Annotated in this window: 24 protein-coding genes; 19 read left to right on the top strand and 5 right to left on the bottom strand. The window is 34.4% G+C overall.

The window, feature by feature from the left end; translation table 11 throughout:
* The first annotated feature begins 3 nt into the window (after positions 1–3).
* Together VQL36_RS17860 and VQL36_RS17855 are read left to right on the top strand one after the other, a co-directional pair.
* The gene (locus tag VQL36_RS17860; RefSeq protein WP_349250603.1) at positions 4–540 is read left to right on the top strand and encodes a dihydrofolate reductase family protein; all 537 of its coding nucleotides are present in this window, start codon (positions 4–6) and stop codon (positions 538–540) included.
* Positions 521–652 carry a hypothetical protein gene (locus VQL36_RS17855; RefSeq protein WP_349250602.1) on the top strand — a complete coding sequence of 44 codons (132 nt, stop codon included), beginning with the start codon at positions 521–523 and terminating at the stop codon, positions 650–652. Before VQL36_RS17860 ends, VQL36_RS17855 begins: the two co-directional genes overlap by 20 nt.
* A gap of 61 nt (positions 653–713) precedes the next feature.
* On the opposite strand, the gene VQL36_RS17850 is transcribed toward VQL36_RS17855, so the two are convergent.
* The 4 genes from VQL36_RS17850 to VQL36_RS17835 all read right to left on the bottom strand — a co-directional run bounded on the left by VQL36_RS17850 (position 714) and on the right by VQL36_RS17835 (position 8,288).
* Complete coding sequence (locus VQL36_RS17850) at positions 714–5,252, bottom strand: glutamate synthase-related protein (RefSeq protein ID WP_349250601.1); 4,539 nt, start codon at positions 5,250–5,252, stop codon at positions 714–716.
* A gap of 307 nt (positions 5,253–5,559) precedes the next feature.
* Entirely contained in the window at positions 5,560–5,712 is a 153-nt protein-coding gene (locus VQL36_RS17845) for a hypothetical protein (RefSeq protein ID WP_349250600.1), read from the bottom strand.
* A 234-nt stretch (positions 5,713–5,946) separates the two neighbouring features.
* The gene (locus VQL36_RS17840; protein WP_349250599.1) at positions 5,947–7,257 is read right to left on the bottom strand and encodes a glutamate-1-semialdehyde 2,1-aminomutase; all 1,311 of its coding nucleotides are present in this window, start codon (positions 7,255–7,257) and stop codon (positions 5,947–5,949) included.
* Positions 7,254–8,288, bottom strand: coding sequence for an LCP family protein (locus tag VQL36_RS17835; protein WP_349250598.1), 1,035 nt, complete (start codon positions 8,286–8,288; stop codon positions 7,254–7,256). The genes VQL36_RS17840 and VQL36_RS17835 overlap by 4 nt, the downstream gene beginning before the upstream one ends.
* Before the next feature lie 211 nt (positions 8,289–8,499).
* Here VQL36_RS17835 and VQL36_RS17830 point away from each other — a divergent pair, with 211 nt between their 5' ends.
* The 10 genes from VQL36_RS17830 (at position 8,500) to VQL36_RS17785 (ending at position 16,094) form a co-directional block, all read left to right on the top strand.
* Positions 8,500–9,534 (top strand): ABC transporter ATP-binding protein, encoded by a 1,035-nt coding sequence (locus tag VQL36_RS17830; RefSeq protein ID WP_349250597.1) that lies wholly within the window; start codon positions 8,500–8,502, stop codon positions 9,532–9,534.
* Positions 9,527–10,321: an ABC transporter permease gene (locus VQL36_RS17825; RefSeq protein WP_349250596.1), complete on the top strand. Its 795-nt coding sequence runs from the start codon at positions 9,527–9,529 to the stop codon at positions 10,319–10,321. The genes VQL36_RS17830 and VQL36_RS17825 overlap by 8 nt, the downstream gene beginning before the upstream one ends.
* Before the next feature lie 5 nt (positions 10,322–10,326).
* Positions 10,327–11,112 carry an ABC transporter permease gene (locus VQL36_RS17820; protein ID WP_349250595.1) on the top strand — a complete coding sequence of 262 codons (786 nt, stop codon included), beginning with the start codon at positions 10,327–10,329 and terminating at the stop codon, positions 11,110–11,112.
* A gap of 420 nt (positions 11,113–11,532) precedes the next feature.
* Positions 11,533–12,207, top strand: a complete 675-nt coding sequence (locus VQL36_RS17815; RefSeq protein WP_349250594.1) for a response regulator transcription factor — start codon at positions 11,533–11,535, stop codon at positions 12,205–12,207.
* Positions 12,204–13,565: an ATP-binding protein gene (locus tag VQL36_RS17810; protein ID WP_349250593.1), complete on the top strand. Its 1,362-nt coding sequence runs from the start codon at positions 12,204–12,206 to the stop codon at positions 13,563–13,565. Before VQL36_RS17815 ends, VQL36_RS17810 begins: the two co-directional genes overlap by 4 nt.
* Before the next feature lie 204 nt (positions 13,566–13,769).
* Positions 13,770–14,348 (top strand): RNA polymerase sigma factor, encoded by a 579-nt coding sequence (locus VQL36_RS17805; RefSeq protein ID WP_349250592.1) that lies wholly within the window; start codon positions 13,770–13,772, stop codon positions 14,346–14,348.
* A complete protein-coding gene (locus VQL36_RS17800; RefSeq protein ID WP_349250591.1) occupies positions 14,341–14,751 on the top strand; it encodes a hypothetical protein in 411 nt (136 codons plus the stop codon). Before VQL36_RS17805 ends, VQL36_RS17800 begins: the two co-directional genes overlap by 8 nt.
* Before the next feature lie 28 nt (positions 14,752–14,779).
* Positions 14,780–15,079, top strand: coding sequence for a hypothetical protein (locus tag VQL36_RS17795; protein ID WP_349250590.1), 300 nt, complete (start codon positions 14,780–14,782; stop codon positions 15,077–15,079).
* 6 nt (positions 15,080–15,085) lie between these two features.
* Complete coding sequence (locus tag VQL36_RS17790) at positions 15,086–15,328, top strand: hypothetical protein (protein WP_349250589.1); 243 nt, start codon at positions 15,086–15,088, stop codon at positions 15,326–15,328.
* Between the two features lie 85 nt (positions 15,329–15,413).
* On the top strand, positions 15,414–16,094 hold the full coding sequence (locus VQL36_RS17785) for a DUF4386 domain-containing protein (RefSeq protein WP_349250588.1): 681 nt from the start codon (positions 15,414–15,416) through the stop codon (positions 16,092–16,094).
* Between the two features lie 69 nt (positions 16,095–16,163).
* Here the strand turns inward: VQL36_RS17785 and VQL36_RS17780 are convergent, their stop codons facing one another.
* On the bottom strand, positions 16,164–17,057 hold the full coding sequence (locus VQL36_RS17780; protein ID WP_349250587.1) for a C1 family peptidase: 894 nt from the start codon (positions 17,055–17,057) through the stop codon (positions 16,164–16,166).
* 214 nt (positions 17,058–17,271) lie between these two features.
* Here VQL36_RS17780 and VQL36_RS17775 point away from each other — a divergent pair, with 214 nt between their 5' ends.
* The 7 genes from VQL36_RS17775 to VQL36_RS17745 all read left to right on the top strand — a co-directional run bounded on the left by VQL36_RS17775 (position 17,272) and on the right by VQL36_RS17745 (position 24,255).
* Positions 17,272–17,718 carry a hypothetical protein gene (locus VQL36_RS17775; RefSeq protein WP_349250586.1) on the top strand — a complete coding sequence of 149 codons (447 nt, stop codon included), beginning with the start codon at positions 17,272–17,274 and terminating at the stop codon, positions 17,716–17,718.
* A 2-nt stretch (positions 17,719–17,720) separates the two neighbouring features.
* Positions 17,721–17,963 (top strand): helix-turn-helix transcriptional regulator, encoded by a 243-nt coding sequence (locus VQL36_RS17770; protein ID WP_349250585.1) that lies wholly within the window; start codon positions 17,721–17,723, stop codon positions 17,961–17,963.
* A 62-nt stretch (positions 17,964–18,025) separates the two neighbouring features.
* Complete coding sequence (locus VQL36_RS17765; RefSeq protein WP_349250584.1) at positions 18,026–18,988, top strand: NAD(P)-dependent alcohol dehydrogenase; 963 nt, start codon at positions 18,026–18,028, stop codon at positions 18,986–18,988.
* Positions 18,989–19,215: 227 nt separating this feature from the next.
* Positions 19,216–19,683: a thioredoxin-dependent thiol peroxidase gene (gene bcp, locus VQL36_RS17760; protein ID WP_349250583.1), complete on the top strand. Its 468-nt coding sequence runs from the start codon at positions 19,216–19,218 to the stop codon at positions 19,681–19,683.
* Between the two features lie 245 nt (positions 19,684–19,928).
* A complete protein-coding gene (locus tag VQL36_RS17755) occupies positions 19,929–20,867 on the top strand; it encodes a MoxR family ATPase (RefSeq protein ID WP_349251210.1) in 939 nt (312 codons plus the stop codon).
* A 12-nt stretch (positions 20,868–20,879) separates the two neighbouring features.
* On the top strand, positions 20,880–22,055 hold the full coding sequence (locus tag VQL36_RS17750; protein WP_349250582.1) for a DUF58 domain-containing protein: 1,176 nt from the start codon (positions 20,880–20,882) through the stop codon (positions 22,053–22,055).
* Positions 22,045–24,255: a transglutaminase-like domain-containing protein gene (locus tag VQL36_RS17745; protein WP_349250581.1), complete on the top strand. Its 2,211-nt coding sequence runs from the start codon at positions 22,045–22,047 to the stop codon at positions 24,253–24,255. Before VQL36_RS17750 ends, VQL36_RS17745 begins: the two co-directional genes overlap by 11 nt.
* The last annotated feature ends 91 nt before the right edge of the window (positions 24,256–24,346 follow it).

Genomic DNA, 24,346 nt, shown 5'->3' with positions numbered 1-24,346 from the left:
ATGATGAGAAAAATTGTATACGACATTGCAACCACATTGGATAATTTCGTTGCTAGAGAGGATCGAACAGTTGATGGATTTATTATGGAGGGAGAACATGCAGAAGAATATTTAGAAAGAATAAAAGGATATGACACAGTGTTAATGGGAAAGAACACTTATGAATTTGGTTTTTCCTATGGAATTGAACCTGGAAAACCTGCATATCCAAATATGATGAATTATGTGTTTTCTAGATCGACCCAATATCCTACTGAAATAGGGATTAAAGTGATTAATGAAAATCAGATTACTTTTATAGAAGAACTGAAACAGACAGTAGGCAGCGATATTTGGTTATGTGGTGCAGGAACATTTGCTGGCTTCTTACTGAATCATCAATTGATTGATCAACTGATTTTAAAAGTAAATCCAGTTATGTTTGGAAAAGGAATCCCATTGTTCGGAGATATAAGCAGAGAATTAAAATTAGATCTTGTAAATTCCAAAACTTATGATAATGGAGTTATCCTTCAAAACTATGATATCAATTACTTGTAAATTTACGCAGCCAATAACTACGATAAAAGAAAATGGTGTAGAGATTGCCATTGTAAATAGCAGTGAAATATTGATAACAGATGTTCAGTCAGCATTGGATTTTTTTATTTAATTAACAAAGAGACGATCAAATAATGGATCGTCTCTTTTCAATAAATCATACTTTGCTAATTTTATTCCGTTACAATGCCTTGTAACTCTTGTAAGTTTTCTGATGAGATCATAACAAAGTTGTCATCAAGGTTTTCTAATAAATTGCTAATTTTTTCAGCAGCCTCTGATTGTCCTGAGTTATTTAATTCTTCACGGTATATATTTAACAATTCATTTAAATCACTGTGGCTTTTATCTGTAAGTGAATTAATGAATACTTTGGCACCTGTTGCAATACGGTGTTGAATAGCTTCTTTATCTAAGCCCATTTCTGGATTTAATCGCTGATAAATTACACCGCCAGTCATACCTGCACAAATCCAAGCTCCCGGATCACCTAATACAACTGCACGACCGTTTGTCATATATTCAAAAGCAAAACCTTTTAAATTAGCACGTGTAGATATCGATCCTAAATGATCTTGAAGCGGTTGTTTAATTTCTCCCCCGAAAATAACATCTGCCCCAGACAAGCGAATACAAGCACGAGAGTCAGCATCTCCCTGAACAATGAACAATCCACCTTGAGCACCGTAACAGAATGATTTACCGACAGAACCGTTGATGAATTCTCCGTGTTTACCTGTGGATTTTAATATCGCTACTTTACCACCATAAGCCATTTTACCTACTCCATCTTCAGATCCGCCCTGTACTGTAATATTTACACCATCAGCATTAAAAGCTGCTAATCCGATACCTGGTACAGAACCATCGGTTATATTTAAGTTTACTTTTGGCAAGTCATTATAACTTCCGTTATAACGATCTCTAACGCGATGGCTAGAATAACGAGTTCCCAAAATTCTTGCATCCGCTACTATACCAGACCAGTTTTTTTCTATTGTTGCATTAAAGGATACTGCATCTGGGAAGTATTCTTGACCTTCAGCTCCAGCAGCAACAGCTAAGATATCAGAAGTAGAAATATTTGCTTCCATTGATGGTACTGTAAATTGGATTGGTGCAGGACGTAATAAGTCAGATAGATCCATTTTTTCAGCGTAGTTGATTTGTTTTAATAAATCAGAGCGTCCAACTAAATCCTGTGCATTATTAAACCCAAGCTTAGCAACAATGTCACGGATTTCTTCACCCATGCCACCAAAAAGTCGAACAAGTGAATCAACGGCCGTATCATAAACACGAGGCACAAAACGACGTAATCCTCTTTCTTCTGCTTCTTCAAGTGAATCGATTTGTGTTGAGATCCCAACATGACAAGTATCTAAATGACAGCCGCGGCATGTTGTACATCCGATAGATTGCATTGCAATACTACCAAATCCACAACGATTTGCACCAAGCATGATCATTTTTACAACATCTGCTCCTGATTTCATACCACCGTCAGACCATATTTCTACTTTATCTCGAAGGCCTGCTTCAATCAAAGCATTATGAGCTAATTTTGTACCAATTTCCGTAGGTAAACCAACGTTCTGCAAGGAGTGGACACGAGCAGCTCCTGTACCGCCATCAAAACCAGATAGAGTAATAATATTAGCTCCAGCTTTTGCAATCCCAACTGCAATTGTACCAATGTTAGGTACTACAGGAACTTTGATACTGATTTTGCATTTGCGTCCACTAGCTTCTTTCAACTCAGAAATAATTTGTGCTAAATCCTCAATTGAATAGATATCGTGATTGTTTGAAGGTGAAATTAGATCAGAACCAAATGTAGCATTACGTGCTTCTGCAATTTTATCGTTTACCTTCTGTCCTGGTAAATGCCCACCTTCACCTGGTTTTGCACCCTGACCAATTTTGACTTCTAATACAGCAACACCATTCACAAGTTCAACATTGACACCAAAGCGGCCAGATGCAATTTGTGCACCACGTGTTTTTTTGTATTTACCTAACATATCTTTAATTTCTCCGCCTTCTCCGTTCATCGTAATCATATTTAGGCGGTTACCAGCTTCAGCATAAGCGCGGAAGGCTGTTTCATTTTGCGAACCAAAAGACATGGAGGAGATTAACATTGGATAATCATGATCTCCAATTCCAATATTCACTTCAGATGGATCTAAGGGTTTATGTGTTTTATTTGCTTTTTCATAATCAAAATCAGCTAAGTGACGGATGGATATAGGATTTTTCTTTTCTTGCTCGCGAAGTTTTTCTTCATAATCACTATATGGTGCAGAGCCATCAGCAGCTTCGTTTAAAGATTTCCACATACGTTGGAAGAAGTGGAAGTTACGTGCTGGTTTTGCTTTTTCTTGATGATATGACTCATAACGTTCTTCGGCTTCTTTTTCAAGATCATCAAAACTTTTTCCAGCCTTTTCACTACCTAAGTAATTGACTATATCTAATACTTCTGCAATCTCTGGATGTAAACCAATGGATGAGAAGAAACGTGTGTATCCACGTAATTCATGCGTACCAATGGTAGAAATAACCTTTTCTAAACCTTTTTTGAGTGCAAGGTACACTTTTCTAGCGGCAGGAGCGTCCTCTTTATCAGCTGCCGTAGCAAAAATCATATAAGGTGAGATAAGATCAGCACCGAGTCCTACAGCAACCGCGATGTCATGTAAACTTCTTACTGCTCCTGAGCGTAATATGATGCTAGTTTGACGACGAAGATTTTCTCCATTATCTAATACATTTGCTTTTAGAGCTAGATCAATTTTAGATACAGATAAATGAGGATCTAACCATAATTGATCATTTTGATGTGCTTTAGCATCATCTAATAATAAAATAGAAGCACCGTTTTGAACTGCATTTTTTGCTTCCGCAGCTAACTTTTCTAAAGCGTCCTTTACTTTTGTATTTCGATTATAAGTAAGAGATAAAACTGCTACATTGTTCTGTCCTTGTGTATGGAACTCTGAAAGGATTTGTTCTAATGACAATTGATTTAATTGTTTTAAACTTTCTGAACCAAGAGATCCTTCCAATACCATTGGAGAAGGTAGTTCAATTCGTAAACGTTCATCGATTTCTCCGTATATCGAAGGGCGTGGTCCTATAACAACACGTGTAGAAAAGTGTTCTGTTTCACGATCACGATCAATTGCTGGGTTAGTTACGACTGCAACACTTTCTTTAATAAAATCTGGGATGTTTTGCCTTTCCCAGTGGATAGCAGCTAAAGGGCCATCATGACCTAATGAACGGATTGGCTCAGCACCTGTTTTAGACATGGATTCAATCATCTGAATGCCCTCGCGGTCCCAACCAAATGCACTATATAAATTTCCTGTTGCTTCTACATCTTGATTTAGTGTAATGTCTAGATCGCTTGAGGCAAAAGAAAGGTGTTTATTCAATCCGGAAAAATCAACACGTGATTTTGCTCGCTCTAATACAATGTTTTGAATTTCACTATAAGGAACAACTTCTACAGGAGCATTTTCTGTTAGTTTTACGCCTATTTTTTCACCTGGAGAAATCGGTTTTGGTTCCTTCACCATTTCGCCAACAGTAATGATTCCTTGCTCTGATGAGAAATATAAAGAAGTATCACTTTCTACCATCCATAGTGGACGAAGTCCTAAAGCATCAACGCTGAATACACATTCGTTTTCATAACGGGAAACGATCCCAGCTGGACCTTGTGCAAAGTGACCCCAAATCTGTCGGTAGTATACATATAAATCTTGCAGTTCTGCCCTGAACTGTTTCATTTCATTAATAATAGGTGGGAATACAAGCTCCATCGCTTCAAATAAGCTTAATCCAAAACGATGAATGAAAGTTTCAATTGTACGATTCATATCCTGTGAATCACTACCACCATCAAGTAAAGGTACATTAACCATTTCAGCTTCATGTCTCATCTTTTTTACTGTATTGATTTCACCATTATGCCCTAAGATGCTTGAAGGTTGAACACGGAAAAAGTTAGGTAATGTATTGGTAGAGTAACGATTATGTCCAATGGTTACTTGTGCAGCGAATAATTCATCTTGAGTATCGTTGAAATACTTAGGTAAGATGCTCGCAGCACCCATCACTTTATAAGCAGTTGTAGTTGAGCTTAGTGAAGCAACATGTACATTAAACCTTTCCTCAATATCAACATGAAGCTCAAATAAATGGTCATTGATATTGACTTCTTGTTTTTCACAAAGACCAGCTACTTGCCAAAAAGTTGGCTCATCATTAAGGGCATATTTGCCTAATACATTATTATTTACTTCGTTTTCTTGTTCTAAGACAATTCTTACTTCTGCATCTTTGAACATTTCACGGATCTGTGCTTGCATTTCTGCTACAGAAATATCTAATTTTCTAGGAAGGAAAATATGAGCGATCATAAAACGCTGATCATAAGCTAGTTTTCCATCTAAATTAGAAACTGTTAATCGTTTCTCCCACAGTGCTCTTGGAATATCTGTGAGGATCCCACATCCATCCCCTTCACCTTCTATAAAACCAGAACGATGTTCCATCATGACTAAGGCATCAATTGTTTTTTTTATATTATCACGAGAGGGCTTCCCATCCTTTTCAATAATACAGATGATTCCACAGCTGTCATGCTCTGATTGTAATAGGTTTTGAAACTTTCCCTCATTCATCATAAGTTTATTCATATAGTTTGGTCAGTTGTTTCATGAACTGACCTTCACCTCCTTAAAAAAATAATAAAGACAATGAAATAGTTTTAGGGGTCTTGTAACTAGTGAAAAACAGTTTTTTTACTTAACTAAATTGGTATTATAAATGCAAATTGAATTATAAATATTCAATTTGGGGTAACATTCATAAAATAGTGAAATCTAGTAATTAATTTTTATGAATTCTATTGTTTTCTTTATTGGAAACCGAAAAGACATGATATGATGTTCGTCTGCCAAAATAGATATGGTAGTTATTTGCTGAACCATAAGGATATGGCTGTTATTTCAGAACAGGACGTTCTGATCCATCAATGATCAAAACAGGACGTTTTGATGCAGACATCGTCTTCACAGGATCGTGACATGATGTAAGTTTGTCTGCAATAGATGGGAATTGAGGTGCATTAAAAACAAACCCGTATCTGAGATACAAAATTATTATATAGAATATCACGAATTTTCAAATGACACAATAGTAACTCTTGCTAAGAGTAAGTATTAAATGTGAACCCTTGTGGTTATTGGAGTCTGATATCGTATGTATTTCAAATTCCACCAATCTAAAAAACGAACTATTATAAGCGTTATTGCTTCAATAATTCGTTTTTTATAATTATATAATGAAATTGTTAAGAGAGGATTAATTTATTGTTTGCATAAAAATGTTTTATCGCTTCATCTTATTAAAGGTGTTTCGTACGGCATGTATCGTTTGATGAATATCTTCTAATGTATGAGCAATTGTGATGAACCATGCTTCATATTTAGAGGGTGCTAAATTAATCCCTTCATTTAACATGAAATTGAAAAACTGAGAAAATAATTCACTATTTGTGTTTTGAGCATCTTCATAATTTTTGATTTCATGATTGCAAAAATGAACTGAAAATGCACCACCAATTCGATTGATGGTCAGTTCTATGTTATAATGCTCGGCTGCTTCTAGAATCCCGTTCGTTAATATATCCGCCATTTTATATAAATGTGGGTAGGTTATGGGTTGCGCCAGCACTTCTAAACAAGCTATTCCTGCTGCAATGGAAGCTGGATTTCCCGCCATAGTTCCAGCCTGGTAAGCTGGCCCTAAAGGAGCGACCTGGTCCATAATTTCTTTTTTTCCACCATAAGCCCCAATGGGTAATCCCCCTCCAATAATTTTACCTAAGGCAGTTAAGTCAGGTTCGATTGCTTTCTTATCTGGAAAAAGTTTATAATTTTGCGCTGCTCCATAATGGAAACGAAAGGCACTTATGACTTCATCGTAAATAACGAGTGCACCAGCTTGTCTTGCACATAAACAAAGCTTCTCTAAATATCCCGCTTCAGGTTCAACCATTCCGAAGTTTCCTACAATGGGTTCAATCATGACTGCTGCTACATCTTCTCCCCAATGATCCAGAGCTTGTTTCAATGCTTCTATATCATTAAATGGTACTGTGATGACTTCGCTTGCAATGTTTGTCGTAATTCCAGCACTATCTGGAATGCCAAGTGTAGAAGGACCAGAACCAGCGGCAACAAGAACTAAATCTGAGTGTCCATGATAACAGCCTGCAAATTTGATGATTTTTCTTCTGCCTGTATAAGCTCTTGCTACACGAATCGTTGTCATAACGGCTTCAGTGCCTGAATTTACAAAACGAACTTTATCCATGGAAGGGATTGCTTTTTTTAACATTTTTGAAAATTTGTTTTCTAGTTGTGTAGGAGTACCATATAGCGTTCCATTTTGTGCAGCCTTGGTAATTGCTTTTGTTACATGAGGGTGTGCATGTCCTAAAATAATCGGACCATAAGCAGCTAAATAGTCTATGTATTTATTTCCGTCTACATCCCAGAAGTAAGCACCTTCCGCCTTTTCCATAAATACAGGAGCACCGCCGCCTACAGCTTTAAAAGAACGGGAGGGGCTGTTAACCCCTCCAACAATGTGTTCTAATGCTTCTATATAATGTTGTTCAGATCGTTGTCGGTTCATGATCCTTCACTTCCTGCTTCATCGGATTCTTGATTTGTTTCATTTTCTTGGGGAATCTCTTCTAATGCTGCCTGCTCAAATAAGTCCTGAATGTATTGTTGCATCTCAGCTTCATCCGTTACAAGGTACGATAATCCATCAATTCTTTCGTCTCTAACATTATCTGAAGGAGGTAATTGCTCCGTTTGAAATCCATTGTTTTTATGTTTGTAGGCTAATGATCCTAATTTTACCATTTCAGAGAAAGTTAAATTTGTTTCAATATAGGGCTCCACTTCCTCCAATGTTTTAGGTAAGTTGATCAAATTAGTGAAAGTTAACATTTCATCCGCAACGGCTTTTAACAAGTTTCTTTGTCTTTCTGTTCTTGAGAAATCTCCTTGTGCATCATGACGAAAACGAACATATTGCAATGCTTTCTTTCCATCTAAATGTTGTGTGCCTTCCTTGAGGTCGATATCAAATTCTGGTCCATCTGCTCTACTTGAATAATACATATCTTTTTCTACGTAAAACTCAACTCCGCCGATAGCATCGACCAATTCAGTAAATCCTTCAAAATCTACATAAACATAATATTGAATAGGTAAACCGGTAAAATTGCTCACCGTTTCCATCGCTAGATTTGGACCGCCAAAAACTAAAGCTGCATTAATTTTTGTACCCCAATGACCAGGTATATCTACGTATGTATCACGTAAAATTGAAAATAGAAAAGCCTGCTTTGATTCCGGATCAAGAGAAAGTACCATCATCGTATCGGAACGAGGCACTTCATTTTTACTAAGACCTCTAGTGTCTCCACCTAATAATAAAATATTTACTCGTTCGTTCCCTTCCCATTCAGGTGGTTCATAAAATGCATCGTCATCGAATTTATCAAATGGTGAATCCCCATCCGCCTGTAGATCATTTGCGGTACTTACAATAGAAATAATGTAATAAGTAAGGAAAATTACAATTGGAATGAAAATAATAAGTGATGTCCACAATAATTTTTTACTTTTTTTCTTTGGTTTTTTAGTAACCATCTTATAATTTGTCCTTTCGTGTTGAACTATTCTTTTTAGAATGCTTCATGTATGATATAAAGTGATCTAGCATTGACATCCTGTTTATCTTTTTTCTTTATATAGAAGTTCTAGGATGTTAAGACAAGATAAGTAATATCTAAAATTATGATGGAAAATGCTCAATATTTCAAGACGTATACTAGAAATACCAAAAATAGGAGTGTAGTTAATGTCAGCAATTCATGTGAATCAACTTCGAAAAGTATTCAAAGTTCAAAAAAATAGAGAGGGCTTAAAAGGAGCATTCCAAGATCTATTCAAAAGGCAATACAATCAAGTTGCGGCTGTAGACGATATTAGCTTTCAAATTCCAAGAGGAGAAATCTGTGGATACATTGGGGAAAATGGTGCGGGAAAATCAACTACGATAAAAATGTTAACAGGTATTCTTGTACCAAGTTCTGGACAAATTGAAGTGAATGGTATGATTCCATATAAAGAAAGAGAGAAATTTGTACGTGGTATCGGCGTAGTATTTGGACAAAGAAGTCAATTGTGGTGGGATATAGGTGTAATTGAATCTTTCCAGTTGTTGAAAAAAGTTTATCGTGTACCTGAAAATGACTTTAAAACTCGTTTGGATGAAATTGTAGAACGTTTGCAATTATCTGAAATATTAAATCGTCCAGTTCGAAAATTAAGCTTGGGTCAGCGTATGAGGTGTGAATTAGCGGCGTCTTTATTACATAATCCATCAATTTTATTCTTAGATGAACCTACTATTGGTTTAGACATTGTAGTGAAAACAGAAATACGAGAATTTTTAAAAGATATGAATCAAAAATATGAAACAACGATTTTATTAACGACCCATGATTTGCAGGATATTGAAGCATTATGTTCGCGTGTGATTATGCTCGATCAAGGTCATATTATATATGATGGTGGTCTACAAAATTTAAAGGATAAATGGGGTAAGGGAAAGGAAGTTCATTTTCAATTTCAAAAGAGTTATCCATTATCACAACTGCACGAGTTAACGAAAGGCTTAAATGTGAAATGGTTAAGAGAAAATGAGTTGGCAGCAAAAGTGTGGATTCCTCAAAATGAAGTGAATGTATCTGATGTGTTAAGTCGCATCGTAGGATTTATCAATATTAGTGATATTAAAATCTTTGAAACAAATACAGATGAAATCGTGAGAGAGATTTACAAATCTGGTTCTGCAGAAAAAGCAAAGGAAGTGGTTGCTTCCAATGGTTAGTGCTTATATAGATATGATTCGAATTCGTTTTTTAATGATGCTGGCTTACCGAGTGAACTATTACAGCGGCATTATCATATATGCAATTAATATCGGTGCTTATTATTTTTTATGGAAAGCTATATACGGGACAAATGAAACGTTAGGTGAATTTACAGTTTTACAAATGACAACGTATGTTGCAGTGTCCTGGATGGCAAGAGCATTTTATTTTAACAATTTAGATAGAGAAATTGCGAATGAGATTAAAGATGGAAGCGTTGCAGTCCAATTAACAAAACCTTACCCTTATTTGATTTTTAAAATGATGCAGGGTTTAGGAGAAGGATTATTTCGATTATTGTTGTTTTCGATTCCGGGTATGGTTATCGTAACCCTTATATTTCAAATTAAACTACCGACTCAATTTGATGTCTGGTTGATTTTTATGGTGATGATCTTTTTTAGCTTTTTAATTAACTCACAGATTAATTTATTAACAGGTATGTTTGCATTTTTTGTGGAAAACAATGAAGGTTTAATGAGATTTAAAAGAATTGCTGTGGATCTTTTTTCTGGACTAATTATCCCAATATCCTTTTTCCCAGGTTGGTCCCAGAAGGTTTTAGAGTGGCTTCCATTTCAAGCCATTACCTATTTGCCTGCTTCTGTTTTTACGGGCAGAGTCGTAGGGGATGCGATTTATAATGCATTTATTGTTCAGGTATTTTGGTTTGTATTTTTAAGTGTTCCAATTTATGTCATTTGGAAGTTAGCAAGACGTCGACTCGTTGTGCAGGGAGGGTGAGATGGATGTATTACGCCTCAATTTTTACAGATTATTTTAAAACCTATTTAAAGACGCGAATGACCTACCGAGCTGATTTTTTGATTGAAGTAGTGACGGATTTATTATTTCAACTGACAAATTTATTTTTTATATTAGTAGTATTTCTACACACAAGTTCTTTGGGTGGTTGGTCCATCTATGAAATGTTATTCATATACGGGTATTTTATGATTCCTTATGGTATATTCACTTGTTTTTTAAACCTATGGAGCTTTAATGAACGCTATATTGTAAAAGGAGAAATGGATCGGATTTTAACGAGACCAGCTCATAACTTAGTGCAGCTAGTTTTAGAAAATATGGATCCTGCATCTTTATTTGGTTCCCTCACAGGTTTCATTATTATGGGGTATGCTTGGGTTCATCTTGATGTATCTTTTGCTTGGTATGATCCATTTGTGCTCATATTGATGGTTGTAGGATCAGTTTTGATTTATGGCGGAGTATACATACTAATCACGTCGTTATCTTTTTTTTCGGATTCACCAACAGGAATCACACCCATGATTTGGAATATACAAAACTATGGGAGATATCCAGTAGATATTTATAATAAAGTGATTAAATTTACTTTGACGTGGTTATTGCCATTTGCGTTTGTAGGAGTGTATCCTGCTTCGTTTTTCTTGGATAAAGACATTTCACAAGGTTTTGCTTTGTTAACGCCAGTTGTAGGTATTGTGTTTTTCAGTATTGGTTTTATGGTTTGGAATATGGGAGTGAATAGATATAAGGGAGCTGGGTCTTAGAGACTTCTTGTTGGTAATCCAGTGAACTAACTGCCACTCCTTCCACTTGCAAAACCCGCAAAAGTCAGTCGCAGCAGTTAGTTCACTGGAAGTGATTAAGAAGTCTTAAGACCAATTAGGTGAGAGAAAGGATTGCTGTTACTCCTTCCACTTGCAAAGCCCGCAAAAGTCAGTCGCAGCAGTTAGTTCACTGGAAGTGATTAAGAAGTCTTAAGACCGATTAAGGTGAGAGAGAAAGGGTTCCTGTCACTCCTTCCACTTGCCAAAGCCCGCAAAAGTCAGTCGTAACAGGAATGTCTCTGCAAAATGTGTCTTAAGACCGATTAGGTGGTTTGTTCATATCTAGTTCATATTACACTGTTACAATAAAACAAGTAATCCATAGATATGTTAATTATGAAGAGTGAAAGGAGATCAAACATGGTTAAAATTTTGGTTGCAGACGATGATGAAAGCATTCGTCATCTTATTTCACTTTACTTAAATAATGAAGGCTATATGATACTTGAAGCCAGTGACGGTAGAGAAGCATTGAATATTTTGGAAAAAGAAAAGATTAATCTTGCGATTATTGATATTATGATGCCTCATATAAACGGGTGGGAACTCTGCAAGGAGATTCGAGATTTATACGAAATCCCTGTATTAATGGTGACTGCTAAAGGTACTACAGAAGATAAAGTAAAAGGATTCGAGTTAGGTACTGACGATTATTTAGTGAAACCTTTTGATCCTATGGAGTTAATTGTGCGAGTAAAAGCTTTGCTTAGAAGATATAAAGTGATGAACTCACAAATTATTAAAATAGGTGATATACAAATGGATGCAAAAACTAAAAAAGTGTCAATCAATGGAGATAGTTTAACGTTACCTTTAAAGGAGTTTGAGGTATTGTTTCAGTTAGCAAATTTCCCAAACCAGATATTCACTCGAGATCAGCTGATTGAAAAGATTTGGGGTCTTGATTATGAAGGAGATGACAGAACTGTAGATGTACACATCAAACGTCTACGGCAAAGAATTAAAGAAAAAACCGATATGATACAAATTTCTACGATTAGAGGTTTAGGATATCGTTTAGAGGTTATTTCATGAGAAAATCTATTTATATTAGATATGCCTATCTGTTCATTGCTGCTGTATTAATCAGTTTGATGATTGGTTTATTAGCCGCCTATTATATTTTTTACAGCGATTTCAAACAAAAATTAGATCAACGTTTAATAGATGTTGGGGAAGAGTTTATGGAGTTGTATCAATCAACACCAGAAGAGGACATGGAATCCTTTTTTAATAACTCAACCTTGTTTACTTATCGTCTGAATCTTTACCAAGGGCAAAATGAGATTATTTCGTATGGATCTAATTTTGATAACTATACCATTCTAAAGGACGATGTTGAACACGTGCTAAATGGAGAAATATTTAGTGCAGATACGGTTGCGTGGTCAGATGATCCAGCAGAACGTATTGTAGGTATACCATTTGAAATTGATAATACAAACTATGCCCTTTTTATTTCCCCTGATTTTCCTGAAGAATGGAATCAAGTTAAATACTTATTTCAAATTATTTTATTTACGATCCTTATTATAGGTAGTATTTTATTTAGTATTTCAGCTACTTACCTTGTTATACCGATACGACGTATAACAAAAGCAACAAAGGAATTAGCTAAGGGAAACTATGATGTGCAAATTAAACATCGTAGAAAGGATGAAATTGGCGATTTAACTGATAGCTTTAATCATATGACACAACAACTACAAAAACTTGAAACAATGAGACAAGAATTTGTTGGAAATGTATCTCATGAAATTCAATCTCCTTTAACTTCGATTCGCGGTTTTACAAAAGCAATAAAGGATAACCTGGTTAAAGAAGAAGATAGACATAAGTATCTACAAATCATTGAGGATGAAAGTAAGCGTCTTTCTAAATTGAGTGAGGATTTATTAAAATTGGCATCTCTAGATTCTGAACATCATCCTTTTCACCCCAAAACATATCAACTAGATGAACAAATTAGAAAAGTTGTAGTTAAAAGTGAACCTCTATGGTCTGAAAAGCAATTGAAAATTGATTTGAATTTACCTAAAGTTACAATTCATGCAGATGAGTTTCAATTGGAACAGGTATGGATAAACCTTTTCACAAACAGTATTAGATATACACCTGACAACAATTATATATATATATCTTTATATAAAAGTGAATCCATCATTAAAGTTACTTTTAAAGATACGGGCATTGGGATCAAAACCGAAGATTTACAACATATTTTTGAACGTTTTTATAAAGCGGATAAAGCTAGGACCAGATCTTTTGGTGGAAATGGATTAGGTCTTTCCATTGCACATAAAATTGTTTCCATCCATCAAGGTCATATTAAAGTAGACAGTGAATTTGAAAAAGGAACATCATTTACTGTGATATTACCTTTAAGACAATAATGTAATTGATAAGAATAATATAAAGAAATGTAGTTTTAAAAGAAAGATTGATCATACAGCTCATGAATTAGAATGTGATTCATGAGCTGTTTGGTCTATTTCCTGTTAGATTTTATAATTATTAAAAAATGTATTAAATAAAATGAACCTTCTTGAAGAATTTAACGACTAAGATTATGAAAGCATGAGATTGAAAGTAGGTGGTTGCATGGATTTTTACCAACCGGCGTTAAAAATGAGGAAAAACGCCGGAAACAGTTGGTGATAAAAGTTTCCGAAGGAGATATGGATTCGTTTCAAATCCTCTACAAAGAATTTGTGCAAAAAGTAACGGGATATCTCAGGTTAAGACTGAATGATTCGCATATGATTGAAGATATTTTACAGGAGGTTTTTCTAGCGGTTTGGAGAGGTGCTGGCAAATATAATGAAAAATCAACGGTATCCACTTGGATTATTAGTATCGCAAAACATAAACTAATGGATCGCTACAGAAGTAAATACAACAACGAAAAAAATACATGGCTAGAAAGTGTACAGCATTTTCCTGAAACTGAAGATTTTTCGAAGCAAATATTAGATGAAATTTCTATTCAAAAAGCGCTGGAATCTTTGCAACCTAATGAACAAGAGTTAACTTATTTGGTGTTTTACATGAAGATGTCCTACAAAGAAATATCAGAGCTTTTAAAAATACCAGAGGGAACTGTGAAAAGCCGAGTATACCAACTAAAGAAGCAGTTGCGAAAGAGTTTAGAGAAAGGGGTGTTGAGCAATGAGTGACGTGTGTGTTCAAATGCAGGAGCTCATCCCATGGTTAGTAAATGGAACATTAAACAGCAGTGAAAAAGTGTCTGCTTATCAGCATATTGCAACCTGTAATCATTGTAGGAATGAACTCGTTTATTTCGTAGAGTTGAATAAAAAAGTAGAGGAACTATCAATTAAAGAGGGAGTTAATGAACAGTTTACTGAAGATTTATTTTCAAGAATAAAAACCCAAATCTATACGGATCAGTTGGAAGAAACAGAAGCTTCTAACTTGCCATTGCAGTTGAAAAATAATAAGATACTCAATCCATTTGATGTAGTAAATCATATTTTTAATACTTTAACAACAACGTATAAAGGCGAGTTTTTACAATTAACAAAAAGTTTAAAGCCAGTTTTTAGAAGTAATGGTTAGTTATAAAAAATAAAGGAGTGTTATTCAAATGTCTAATCATCATAAATATAATGAGTATGAAAATCATGGTGGCCCCTCTGTAGAGGAAGTAGCAGAATTATTAGAGGTGGCTTCTAAAAAAGTACCTGAATTAATCACTAATCTATTAAATACCTTGTATTCTCAAAAATCAGCAAGTGATATGGGAAAAGCAGTAGGTTCTTTGTATAAGGAATTAGTGGATGCAGGAATTCCTCAGGAGGTAGCTGTGCAAATGGCTAAAGACTACATGTTTTCGCTTAAAGATGTAATGAAAAGTTTTAATGATACTCAACATCAAGGAGAGTAGAAACCAATGAAATGGATAAGGAAGACAGTTGGATTTGTACAGATTTTTTTGGGTTCTGTATTGTTTTTAAATAAACTATCTTTATTGTTTATGAAGTTAAAAAGAAGTAAAAGAAATGCTGTAAAGATATTTGATGAACAGCTCAAACAAGATGAAGTCCCATTAGAAGTTAGAGAAATACTGACAACATCATATAAACAGATGATTCCTTTAGAGCTAAAAGTTTGGAAACAATTTTTAAAAGGATAGTGAAAAGGAGAGTGGAAATCATGGGTGTGATTCAAATCAAAGATATACATTAACATTTAAACAGTACCATGAGGAGGAGTGAATTATGTATTCCAACAGAAAAACAGCGATAACATTTGGAATATTATTAATCTTAGGAATAGTTTTTGGTATATTGTCATCGGTTCCAGCGCTAGAGAGATCGGATTATCTTATTAAACTATCATCAATCAAAATGCAAGTATTGATGGCTGCTTTTTTTCAATTTACTATGGCTGCTGTATATGTGTGTATTGCGGTTTTATTATATCCAATAATTAAGAAACATAATGAAGGCATGGCCCTTGGGTATTTCGGATTCAGAATTATTGGAGCGGCCTTTCTTTTTGTTGGAATAGTGTCTCTTCTGTTACTATTATTCATAAGTGAACGTTTTGTAATAGAAGGTCAGCCAAGTCCATCCTATTTCCTAATTATAGGGGAATTACTCAGAGTAGGTAGAGATTTGATGAATCATATTGGAATGATACTACCGTGGAGTTTAGGTGGCTTAATACTATATTTTTGTTTTTTTCGAATGAAACTTATTCCAAAATGGCTTTCAGTCTGGGGTTTTATTGGCTCTATTTTCACACTAATAGCAACATTTCTGTTGATGTTTGACTTAATTAAAATAGTAACCCCAAGTTACTTTATAATGAATATACCACTAGCTATATTTGAGTTGGTTCTGGCTGTTTATCTGATGATAAAAGGCTTCAATCCAATAGTTGATGATTCAAATTAGAAATGAGATAGAATATGTGCAATTGATATATCTATATAATAAATTTGAGGTATTCAATAAATTCGCATTTTAATTAACAATTACTCCTTGATTTAACCAACTATCAATTGCGCATTCGCCGTAAGCGATTTTGAAGAAACCTTGATCTCCCCACTTACTAGACCAACTATTCTTACAAATCCAGTAACCTGGATTGTCGTTGTACCCGACGATAGCAACGCAGTGCCCATAAACAATTTCACCTTCACAATGTTTATATATCCCAGATTTATAACAAAAAAAGTCCTCATATACGACAAAACATGCGCTAACTGGTCCCTTCGATGATATCCACTCTTTAATTTGAGTAGGATTCCATGTTAAATTTGTATACCCTTGAATCTTTTGTGTACGACTTTCTGAATCTGTACATAGCCCGCTGCAGTCTTGATGCTCGATTCCATCTTCATATTTATAACATTCTTCGTCAACAACTCCTTTATTCTTAAAAGTCTCTAATGCAGCGGTCGGCCACCATCCACTCCTACAAGCTGCTCCACATTCAGGACCGTGACAGAAAAATAAATGCGCTTCACTAAGATCCACGTTGAGATCGGGATGGTTATGTTGAACACGTAAGCTGCTCTCTACAGTAGCTATTGTTCCAAAGGCTACACATGAACCACATTTATCTTTAAACTGATCCTTGATATCTGTTACAAAATTTTTACCATCTACATTTCTTAAATCATAGGTTGTTGGCACTTTGATAGAACTTTCATTCTCCATCTTTTCTTTTTTTGAGATGATGAGTTGTTCAATCTCCTCTGCTCTAGGCTCTCCTTTAGGAGGAGTTGCACCTAGTAATAGCTTCTTTTCCTCAAACGGGAGTAAGGACATAACAGATTCTTCTGCTTTCCATTGGGCATTATTTGAAGATATTGCCCTTTTTATCACATCTAAATTAAGCATATCGTTTGACATTTCGTTCACCTTTTTTAAGAATTGTTGATTCAAAATTAGTATTTATTATTATAAAGTTAATTATTCTTTAGAAAGCTGGTATTCTATTTAAATTTTATTTGGAATAATTTAGATTTATTATGTAAAATATATTTGACATTTAGAATGTTTTATTTTACTATATGTATATAATTATTTACTAAAGGTAAATTAAAATGGACTTAAGGAGGAAGAAATGTCTTATCGAGAAAAAAGTAAAATTGTTGATTTAATATGCACGATATTTATTTCCACAGGATTTTTTATTTATGTGTTTCTGAAATTTCAAGAAGGGACTTTAAATTCCGGAAATATCTTTAGCTTTTGGGGCTCTCTCTTCTTTGTATTAATTATCGTGACCATTGTTGTTAATATCGTCGTACAAATTTTATTCGGTATCATCAATACAGTTGTAACCAAAGAAGAATTACCTTCCATTACAGATGAACGAGATAAATTAATTGAATTGAAAGCAACAAGAAACTCTTATTATGTGTTTGTAACCGGATTCTTGCTTGCAATGGGATCTCTAGCGATTGGTATGTCACCTAATGTGATGTTCTCCACCCTCTTTATCTCTGGATCTGTGGGATCCATGATGGATAGTCTTTCAATGCTCTATTATTATCGGAGAGGATTTTAAAAATGAGTAAATGCCTTATTGACAACAACATTCGTAAATTACGTTTTTATCATGATGAAATGACACAAAAACAATTAGCTGAAAAAGTAGGCGTAACGCGACAAACTATCGTAGCCATCGAAAAGGGCAAGTATTCCCCTTCTTTGGAATTAGCTTTTCGTATTGCTCATGTCTTTAACTCACCTTTAGAAGAAGTCTTTTCTTTCTCAATAGAGGATGAGACTGAAAACAAGACACAAAAGTAAAGAAAAATAATGTGAAAATTCATAAATATTTGTTTATCAATCAAAAAGGAGTGATCAAACAGATGAAAGCAATAGTGTATCAAAAATACGGCTCGCCGAATGTCCTTAAAATTAAAGAAGTAGAAAAGCCTTCACCTAAGGACAATGAAATATTGATTAGGATTTATGAAACAATTGTGACCTCAACGGACTGTATCAGTCGCAGAGGTACCCCATTCATTATTAGATTTTTTAATGGCTTTATAAAACCAAAAAATTCGATGCTTGGGCATTACCCGTCTGGGGAAGTTGAAGCAGTAGGAAAAAATGTGAAGTTATTCAAGAAAGGTGATCAAGTCTTTGGATTCAGCCGTGACAGTTTAGGGGCGCATGCTGAATATAAATGTTTGCCAGAAGAAGGGATTATTGGATTAAAACCTACTAATATGACCTATGGTGAAGCGGCTGCCGTCCTTTATGGGGGATTAACAGCTTTGATTTTCCTTAGAGATAAAATTAAAATTCAAAAAGGGCAAAAAATGCTTATCGTTGGTGCTGCTGGAGGTATAGGTACTTTTGCAGTTCAGCTTGCCAAATATTATGGAGCGGAAGTAACTGGGGTATGCAGCACAAAAAATTTAGACTTAGTGAAATCTTTGGGAGCTGATCATGTGATTGATTACACAACTAAGGACTTTGCTAAAAATGGTAACACTTATGACTATATTTTTGACACAGTAGGCAAAAGTTCATTTTTACGTTGCAAGAGCTCACTTAAGCAAAACGGAGTCTACCTTTTAACGATTCCTACATTATCAATTATGCTTCAAATGTTATGGACTTCAAAATTTGGCAGTAAAAAGGCAGTATTTGCAGCGACAAGTTTTGCGTGGACTCAAAATGATTTAAATTTATTAAAAGGGCTTATTGAATCAGGTAAACTAAAATCTGTAATCGATAGAAGTTATCCAATGGAGCAAATATCAGAGGCACATAAATACGTTGAAACAGGACACAAAAAGGGCAATGTAGTCATAACATTTTAACATAACTCATCTAAAGAAATCCATTTTTATTAATCTTTTTTTAAAATGGATTTTTTTGTAACTCCCTTTTTCATGAAGCTGTCTTACAAATTGAAATGTTTGTTGTTAAAAGGAAGTGCTTGGATTTGATTGAATATAAACGGTATAATAGTGATTAAAGTTACGATATGTGCATGTATGAATGGGATTAGTTAGTTCTTTCAATTCAATAAAAGGGAGTGATGTAGATGTCACAAGTAACTGTTGGACAAGAAGTTCCAAATTTTACTCTACCTGCATCTAATGGCAAAGAAGTATCATTAAGTGATTTTCGTGGGAAAAACGTAGTTATTTATTTTTATCCAAAGGATATGACACCGGGATGTACGACTGAATCGTGTGATTTCAGAGATTATCATGGAGATTATGGGAAGCTGAATACAGAGGTGATTGGTATCAGTCCTGATGATTTAAAATCACATGATAAATTTATTGAAAAACATGATCTTCCATTTCTATTGTTATCTGATGTGGAAAAAAAGGTGTGTGAATTGTTCGGAGTTTGGGTTCTGAAAAAAATGTATGGAAGAGAATACATGGGTGTTGAGCGTTCTACTTTTTTAATTAATGCAGATGGAATATTAGTAAAAGAGTGGCGTAAAGTAAGAGTGAAGGAACATGTTCAGAAGGTATTAGAAGCTGTGAGAGAATTGTAATAGAAATACCTGATAAATTTGAAAGCAATATGTAGAAAGAGAAGGATAGATGAAGCAGATGTTTCTGTTTTATCTATCCTTTTTGCTTGGAAAAAGTCTTCCAAATGATATTCTCTTTTTTTCTAACGTTATAAAATACTAAAAAAATGGAAATAATAGAATAAAAGAACCAAATGTGATAGAGGAGGTTTATATCATTGGATACTAGAGATGCTTCTTCATTTTTATTTGAACAACCACAAGAAATGATAGAAAGAGTGATACAAAACATAGAGAAAGTCATCATAGGAAAGAGAGATTCGATTGAAAAGGTGCTCATTGCATTCATTAGTCAAGGGCATGCCTTAATAGAAGATATTCCTGGTGTAGGGAAAACAATGCTCGTGCGAGCACTGGCAAAATCTATTGATTGTTCTTTCAATCGCATCCAGTTTACACCGGATTTATTGCCAACTGATATTACGGGTATTTCAATGTACAATCAAAAAACTAGAGAATTTGAATTTAGACCAGGACCATTGATGTCCAACATTGTGCTTGCTGATGAAATTAATCGTACGTCGGCAAAAACACAGTCTGCTTTACTTGAAGCGATGGCTGAAAAAAGCTTAACCGTAGATGGAACAACATATAAACTACCGGCTCCATTTATGATTCTAGCAACACAAAATCCTTATGAATATGAAGGAACATACGTTTTGCCTGAAGCGCAAATGGATCGGTTTTTAATGAAAATTCATCTTGGTTATCCTAAAAAAGAGCAGGAAGTAAGCATGTTGGAAAGAGTACAAAACGGTCACCCAATAGAAACATTAAAAACAGTGTTATTCAAAGAAGAGATAGTAGAATTACAAAAAAAAGCTAAGACGATTCACGTGGACGGTGCTTTAAAAGAATATATTGTTCAAATATCTGAAGCTACACGCCGACATCCACATCTATTACTAGGTGTGAGTCCTCGTGCTTCAATAGATTTAATGAAAGCTTCTCAAGCTTTAGCTTTTATCAGAGGAAGGGATTATGTCATACCTGATGATATCAAAGAACTTATTTTACCTATATTTGCTCATCGTGTTGTGTTAAAGCAAGACTTAGAGATGACAGGTGTGAGTTCTACTTCAGTTTTAATAAAATTAAGGGAAGAGCTTCCGATACCAACACTAAAATATGTCTCATTAGGTTAGAAGGTTGAATTAATGAATAATTTGAAGATGATATTTATTTTACTTATGTGGGCTAGTTCACTTAGTTATAGCTGGTTTAAAGGTGGGTATTCATCTTGGTTTGTGAGTTATTGTCTTAGTTTATTATTGCTTTATTTCATCATTGTGAGATTGACGAATCGAAAGTTGAAAGCTCAAAGGGAAATATCTAGTGAAAAATGGACCTCAGGTGAAAATATTTTGGTGAAAGTGAACATACACCTTCAAACTTGGATTCCTTTTGTATGGGTCATAGTAGAGGATGAATGGCATAAACAAACTTACTTGCCAAAATTTCAATCAACTTTTCAATACGATTATCTTATCGTAAATAGTCAAAGAGGGAAGTATAGATCAGAAGGAATTCAAATTGTTATAAAAGATTTGTTTGGTTTCATTCATAAAAAGATAATGGTTAAATCAAAGCTGCATTTCATTGTATATCCTGAACCGTTTCCTATCGTAAAATGGAGAAATATACATAGTGAATCAGAAGATAGCAATCAGACATCATCGAAAAGAAGTCATGAATCTCTTCAATTTAGTGGGGTTCGTGATTACAGCTATAGTGATCCAATGAATCGCATTCATTGGAAAATGTCCGCAAAGTCAAACAAATTAAAAACAAAAGAACGTGAATTTTCCGTTGATCAACAAATGATGGTGTTTTTGGATGCTTTTCAAAATGCAGATCAATTAGATTCGTCATGTTTTGAAACAGCGGTTCAAATAGCTGCAAGTTTATTAATTTATGGGAAAAATCAGAAGTTTGGAATGGGTTTAGTAAGTAATAACCTTGAACAATATAAAGAGCCTTTATCATCATCAATTAATATGCAACAAGTTTTTGAGTTTTTAGCAACTGTGACTCCTAATGGTGAAGGTTCTTTCTATGAAACCATCCGTCATCAAATGATGAGTTTACATAAGGATGTTGCAAATGTGTGTATCACTTCTAATTTAGATGATCAATTCATTAATACATGTCTTTTTTTAAGAAAACAGTTGAGGAAAATAAATATTGTGTTCATTTATGAATCTGCAGTATTAAATATTAAGCAAAGGAAATATATAAAATCACTGGAAGAAATGGGATGTCATATTGAACTTGTCAAGTCACGTGATTCTCATTCAGAAATAAAACAAGGAGGATTGAAACATGGAGCATAATGTGAAACCTCTGCAACGTTCTAAAGATTGGATTGTAAGCGGAATCATCTGTGTATTGCTATTTATTTTGTGCTGGGAATGGATTCATCCTTTGGTGTCGATATCAAATTTTAAAACTATGTTTGGAATATATCCATTTGCTATCTCTCTAGCATTGTTTATATTTATTGATTATTTACATATTCCATTTGTAGTCAATTGGTTTTTAAAAATATGTATTTGTTGGTTTCTCATTATATATGGTTTTTACTCTAAAGATATATTTGATATACAAGCTTCAGTACAGTACTTCCAAGTGACTATATCTGATGTAACCAACTTATTAGATGGAAAGCTTCATTTATGGAGTAAAGAAAATAAAATTTTTATATTTATGTTCGGATGGTCAATTATTATCTCCATCATTCAAACTTTAATGGTTCGCCATCTTATTAGTGGATGGTTTGTAGCGATAACCATCATGTATCTTTTCATTTTACAACTTGTATTAGGAATGGATACTTCGCTGGCGATTATACGAAGTTTAACGATAGGACTTCTGTCCATGGCGTTACTGCACTATATTAAAATGAAACACCACCATACAAAGAACTCACTCGTTCAGCAAAATAAAAATTCAATGATATGGACTATTTCTGTTGTAATCATCATTTGTATGATTATTTCTGTGGGGATGATTTTATCAAAGGATAAATCCAAGGAAATTGAAATATTAAACCTGTCTATTATTCATGACTATTTAAAAGAGATGACTTCGTATGCAAAAGTAGATGGGGATTATAGTTTGAATGGAAACTTTTCTTTTTTAAGTGGTTATGGATTTGATAACTCAACGTTAGGTGGGCAGGTTCAACTAAATCATGATCCTGTTTTTGTAGGCAAAACAGAGAGAGAAACATATTGGCGAGGGGAATCAAAAAGCTTTTACAATGGAAAGGGTTGGGATCAATCTATAAATACCCCTCAACAAACGAATGAATATTATGAAGCGACTAGTATACCAACAGAAATCATACACCAAAACGTTTTAATTCAAAATCAGGACCTTGGAAATATTGTGTTTAGTGGTGGTATTATTCATCAATTTTATGGCTTAGTAACAAGTGATGGTACTTTTTATTCTGAAGACTCATTGCGTTTTGATTCTTCTACACAAAAATACAACATACAGAACTTAAATGATGAAGTACTGTATTATCAAATGAAAGTAGAAATACCAGACTATCAATCGCAAATGGTTCAAAATACTAACTTAAATGGTGAACTAATTCAACTTCATCGAGATGAACGTTTAAAATATTTACAACTTCCTGAATCATTACCCTCTCGAGTGAGGAATCTCAGCGAAGACATTACAAGTGAATTTATTGATCACTATTCTAAAACGGTAGCTATAGAGAAATATTTAAAGGAAAATTATGAATATAATTTAGAAAAAGTAGTCATCCCAGCAGCAAATGAAGATTTTGTAGATCATTTTTTATTTGAGCAAAAATTAGGGTATTGCGATCATTTTTCAACCTCTATGGTAGTCATGCTTCGTTCTATTGGAATTCCTGCAAGGTGGGTAAGAGGTTTTGCTCCTGGAGAATTACAAAATGCAAATGCACAATTAAACGAAGGATTAAAGGAGTATATTGTTCGTAACTCAGATGCACATTCATGGCCTGAGGTTTTTATTAAAGGGATTGGTTGGATTCCATTTGAACCAACACCTGATTTTACAAGTCATGTAGATGAACAGGTGGTTACAGCATTAAATCAATCTATTGTTGAACAATCAATTAAGGATTCTCAACCTCCTTCTGAGAATCAAGCAAATAATAATTCCTTGTTATGGGAATTTGTAGTTTTGAGTTCAGCTGCTGGATTTTTACTTATTGTTTATTTGAATTGGCGAAGTGACCTTGCATTATGGTTTAAATTAAGAAAACTTAATTTCTCGGGAAATAAAAAGGACATGCTTGTAAAGAGATACGAGCGTTATTGGGTGAAGCTTTTCCATTGTTTTGGTGAAATTCCCCAAGGACAATCCATAAGAGAGTACGTTGAAGCATTAAAACTACCAAAAAAAGAACAGAACTTAGCGCTAAAAGAATTTGCTTCCAAATATGAGGTTCTCCGTTACAGCGAAAATCCGTATGAATGGATATCTAAGAAAAGATTAAATGAACTATGGAACAAAATGATGAATAAATGATTGACGAATAAGAATCACAGTGCTTTAAGTCTCAAGTGAGCCCTCTGCTTATTGCAGTGGGTCATTGACGTTACATATAATTGTTGTTATT

Origin of the sequence: Chengkuizengella sp. SCS-71B (assembly GCF_040100845.1) — a bacterium.
GTDB lineage: Bacteria > Bacillota > Bacilli > Paenibacillales > KCTC-33759 > Chengkuizengella.
Note: the sequence above shows the minus strand (reverse complement) of the source record. Positions and strands in the feature narration are given on the sequence as shown.

Excerpts from the sequence above, each read along its gene's own strand:
- VQL36_RS17770 (WP_349250585.1), top strand. The coding sequence starts at position 17,721 with ATGAGTAAATGCCTTATTGACAACAACATTCGTAAATTACGTTTTTAT.
- VQL36_RS17755 (WP_349251210.1), top strand. The coding sequence starts at position 19,929 with ATGATAGAAAGAGTGATACAAAACATAGAGAAAGTCATCATAGGAAAG.
- VQL36_RS17795 (WP_349250590.1), top strand. The coding sequence starts at position 14,780 with ATGTCTAATCATCATAAATATAATGAGTATGAAAATCATGGTGGCCCC.
- VQL36_RS17855 (WP_349250602.1), top strand. The coding sequence starts at position 521 with ATGATATCAATTACTTGTAAATTTACGCAGCCAATAACTACGATAAAA.
- VQL36_RS17810 (WP_349250593.1), top strand. The coding sequence starts at position 12,204 with ATGAGAAAATCTATTTATATTAGATATGCCTATCTGTTCATTGCTGCT.
- VQL36_RS17785 (WP_349250588.1), top strand. The coding sequence starts at position 15,414 with ATGTATTCCAACAGAAAAACAGCGATAACATTTGGAATATTATTAATC.
- VQL36_RS17850 (WP_349250601.1), bottom strand. The coding sequence starts at position 5,252 with ATGAATAAACTTATGATGAATGAGGGAAAGTTTCAAAACCTATTACAA.
- VQL36_RS17765 (WP_349250584.1), top strand. The coding sequence starts at position 18,026 with ATGAAAGCAATAGTGTATCAAAAATACGGCTCGCCGAATGTCCTTAAA.
- VQL36_RS17815 (WP_349250594.1), top strand. The coding sequence starts at position 11,533 with ATGGTTAAAATTTTGGTTGCAGACGATGATGAAAGCATTCGTCATCTT.
- VQL36_RS17840 (WP_349250599.1), bottom strand. The coding sequence starts at position 7,257 with ATGAACCGACAACGATCTGAACAACATTATATAGAAGCATTAGAACAC.
- VQL36_RS17820 (WP_349250595.1), top strand. The coding sequence starts at position 10,327 with ATGTATTACGCCTCAATTTTTACAGATTATTTTAAAACCTATTTAAAG.
- VQL36_RS17800 (WP_349250591.1), top strand. The coding sequence starts at position 14,341 with ATGAGTGACGTGTGTGTTCAAATGCAGGAGCTCATCCCATGGTTAGTA.
- VQL36_RS17750 (WP_349250582.1), top strand. The coding sequence starts at position 20,880 with ATGAATAATTTGAAGATGATATTTATTTTACTTATGTGGGCTAGTTCA.
- VQL36_RS17790 (WP_349250589.1), top strand. The coding sequence starts at position 15,086 with ATGAAATGGATAAGGAAGACAGTTGGATTTGTACAGATTTTTTTGGGT.
- VQL36_RS17745 (WP_349250581.1), top strand. The coding sequence starts at position 22,045 with ATGGAGCATAATGTGAAACCTCTGCAACGTTCTAAAGATTGGATTGTA.
- VQL36_RS17835 (WP_349250598.1), bottom strand. The coding sequence starts at position 8,288 with ATGGTTACTAAAAAACCAAAGAAAAAAAGTAAAAAATTATTGTGGACA.
- VQL36_RS17830 (WP_349250597.1), top strand. The coding sequence starts at position 8,500 with ATGTCAGCAATTCATGTGAATCAACTTCGAAAAGTATTCAAAGTTCAA.
- bcp (WP_349250583.1), top strand. The coding sequence starts at position 19,216 with ATGTCACAAGTAACTGTTGGACAAGAAGTTCCAAATTTTACTCTACCT.
- VQL36_RS17825 (WP_349250596.1), top strand. The coding sequence starts at position 9,527 with ATGGTTAGTGCTTATATAGATATGATTCGAATTCGTTTTTTAATGATG.
- VQL36_RS17860 (WP_349250603.1), top strand. The coding sequence starts at position 4 with ATGAGAAAAATTGTATACGACATTGCAACCACATTGGATAATTTCGTT.
- VQL36_RS17775 (WP_349250586.1), top strand. The coding sequence starts at position 17,272 with ATGTCTTATCGAGAAAAAAGTAAAATTGTTGATTTAATATGCACGATA.
- VQL36_RS17780 (WP_349250587.1), bottom strand. The coding sequence starts at position 17,057 with ATGTCAAACGATATGCTTAATTTAGATGTGATAAAAAGGGCAATATCT.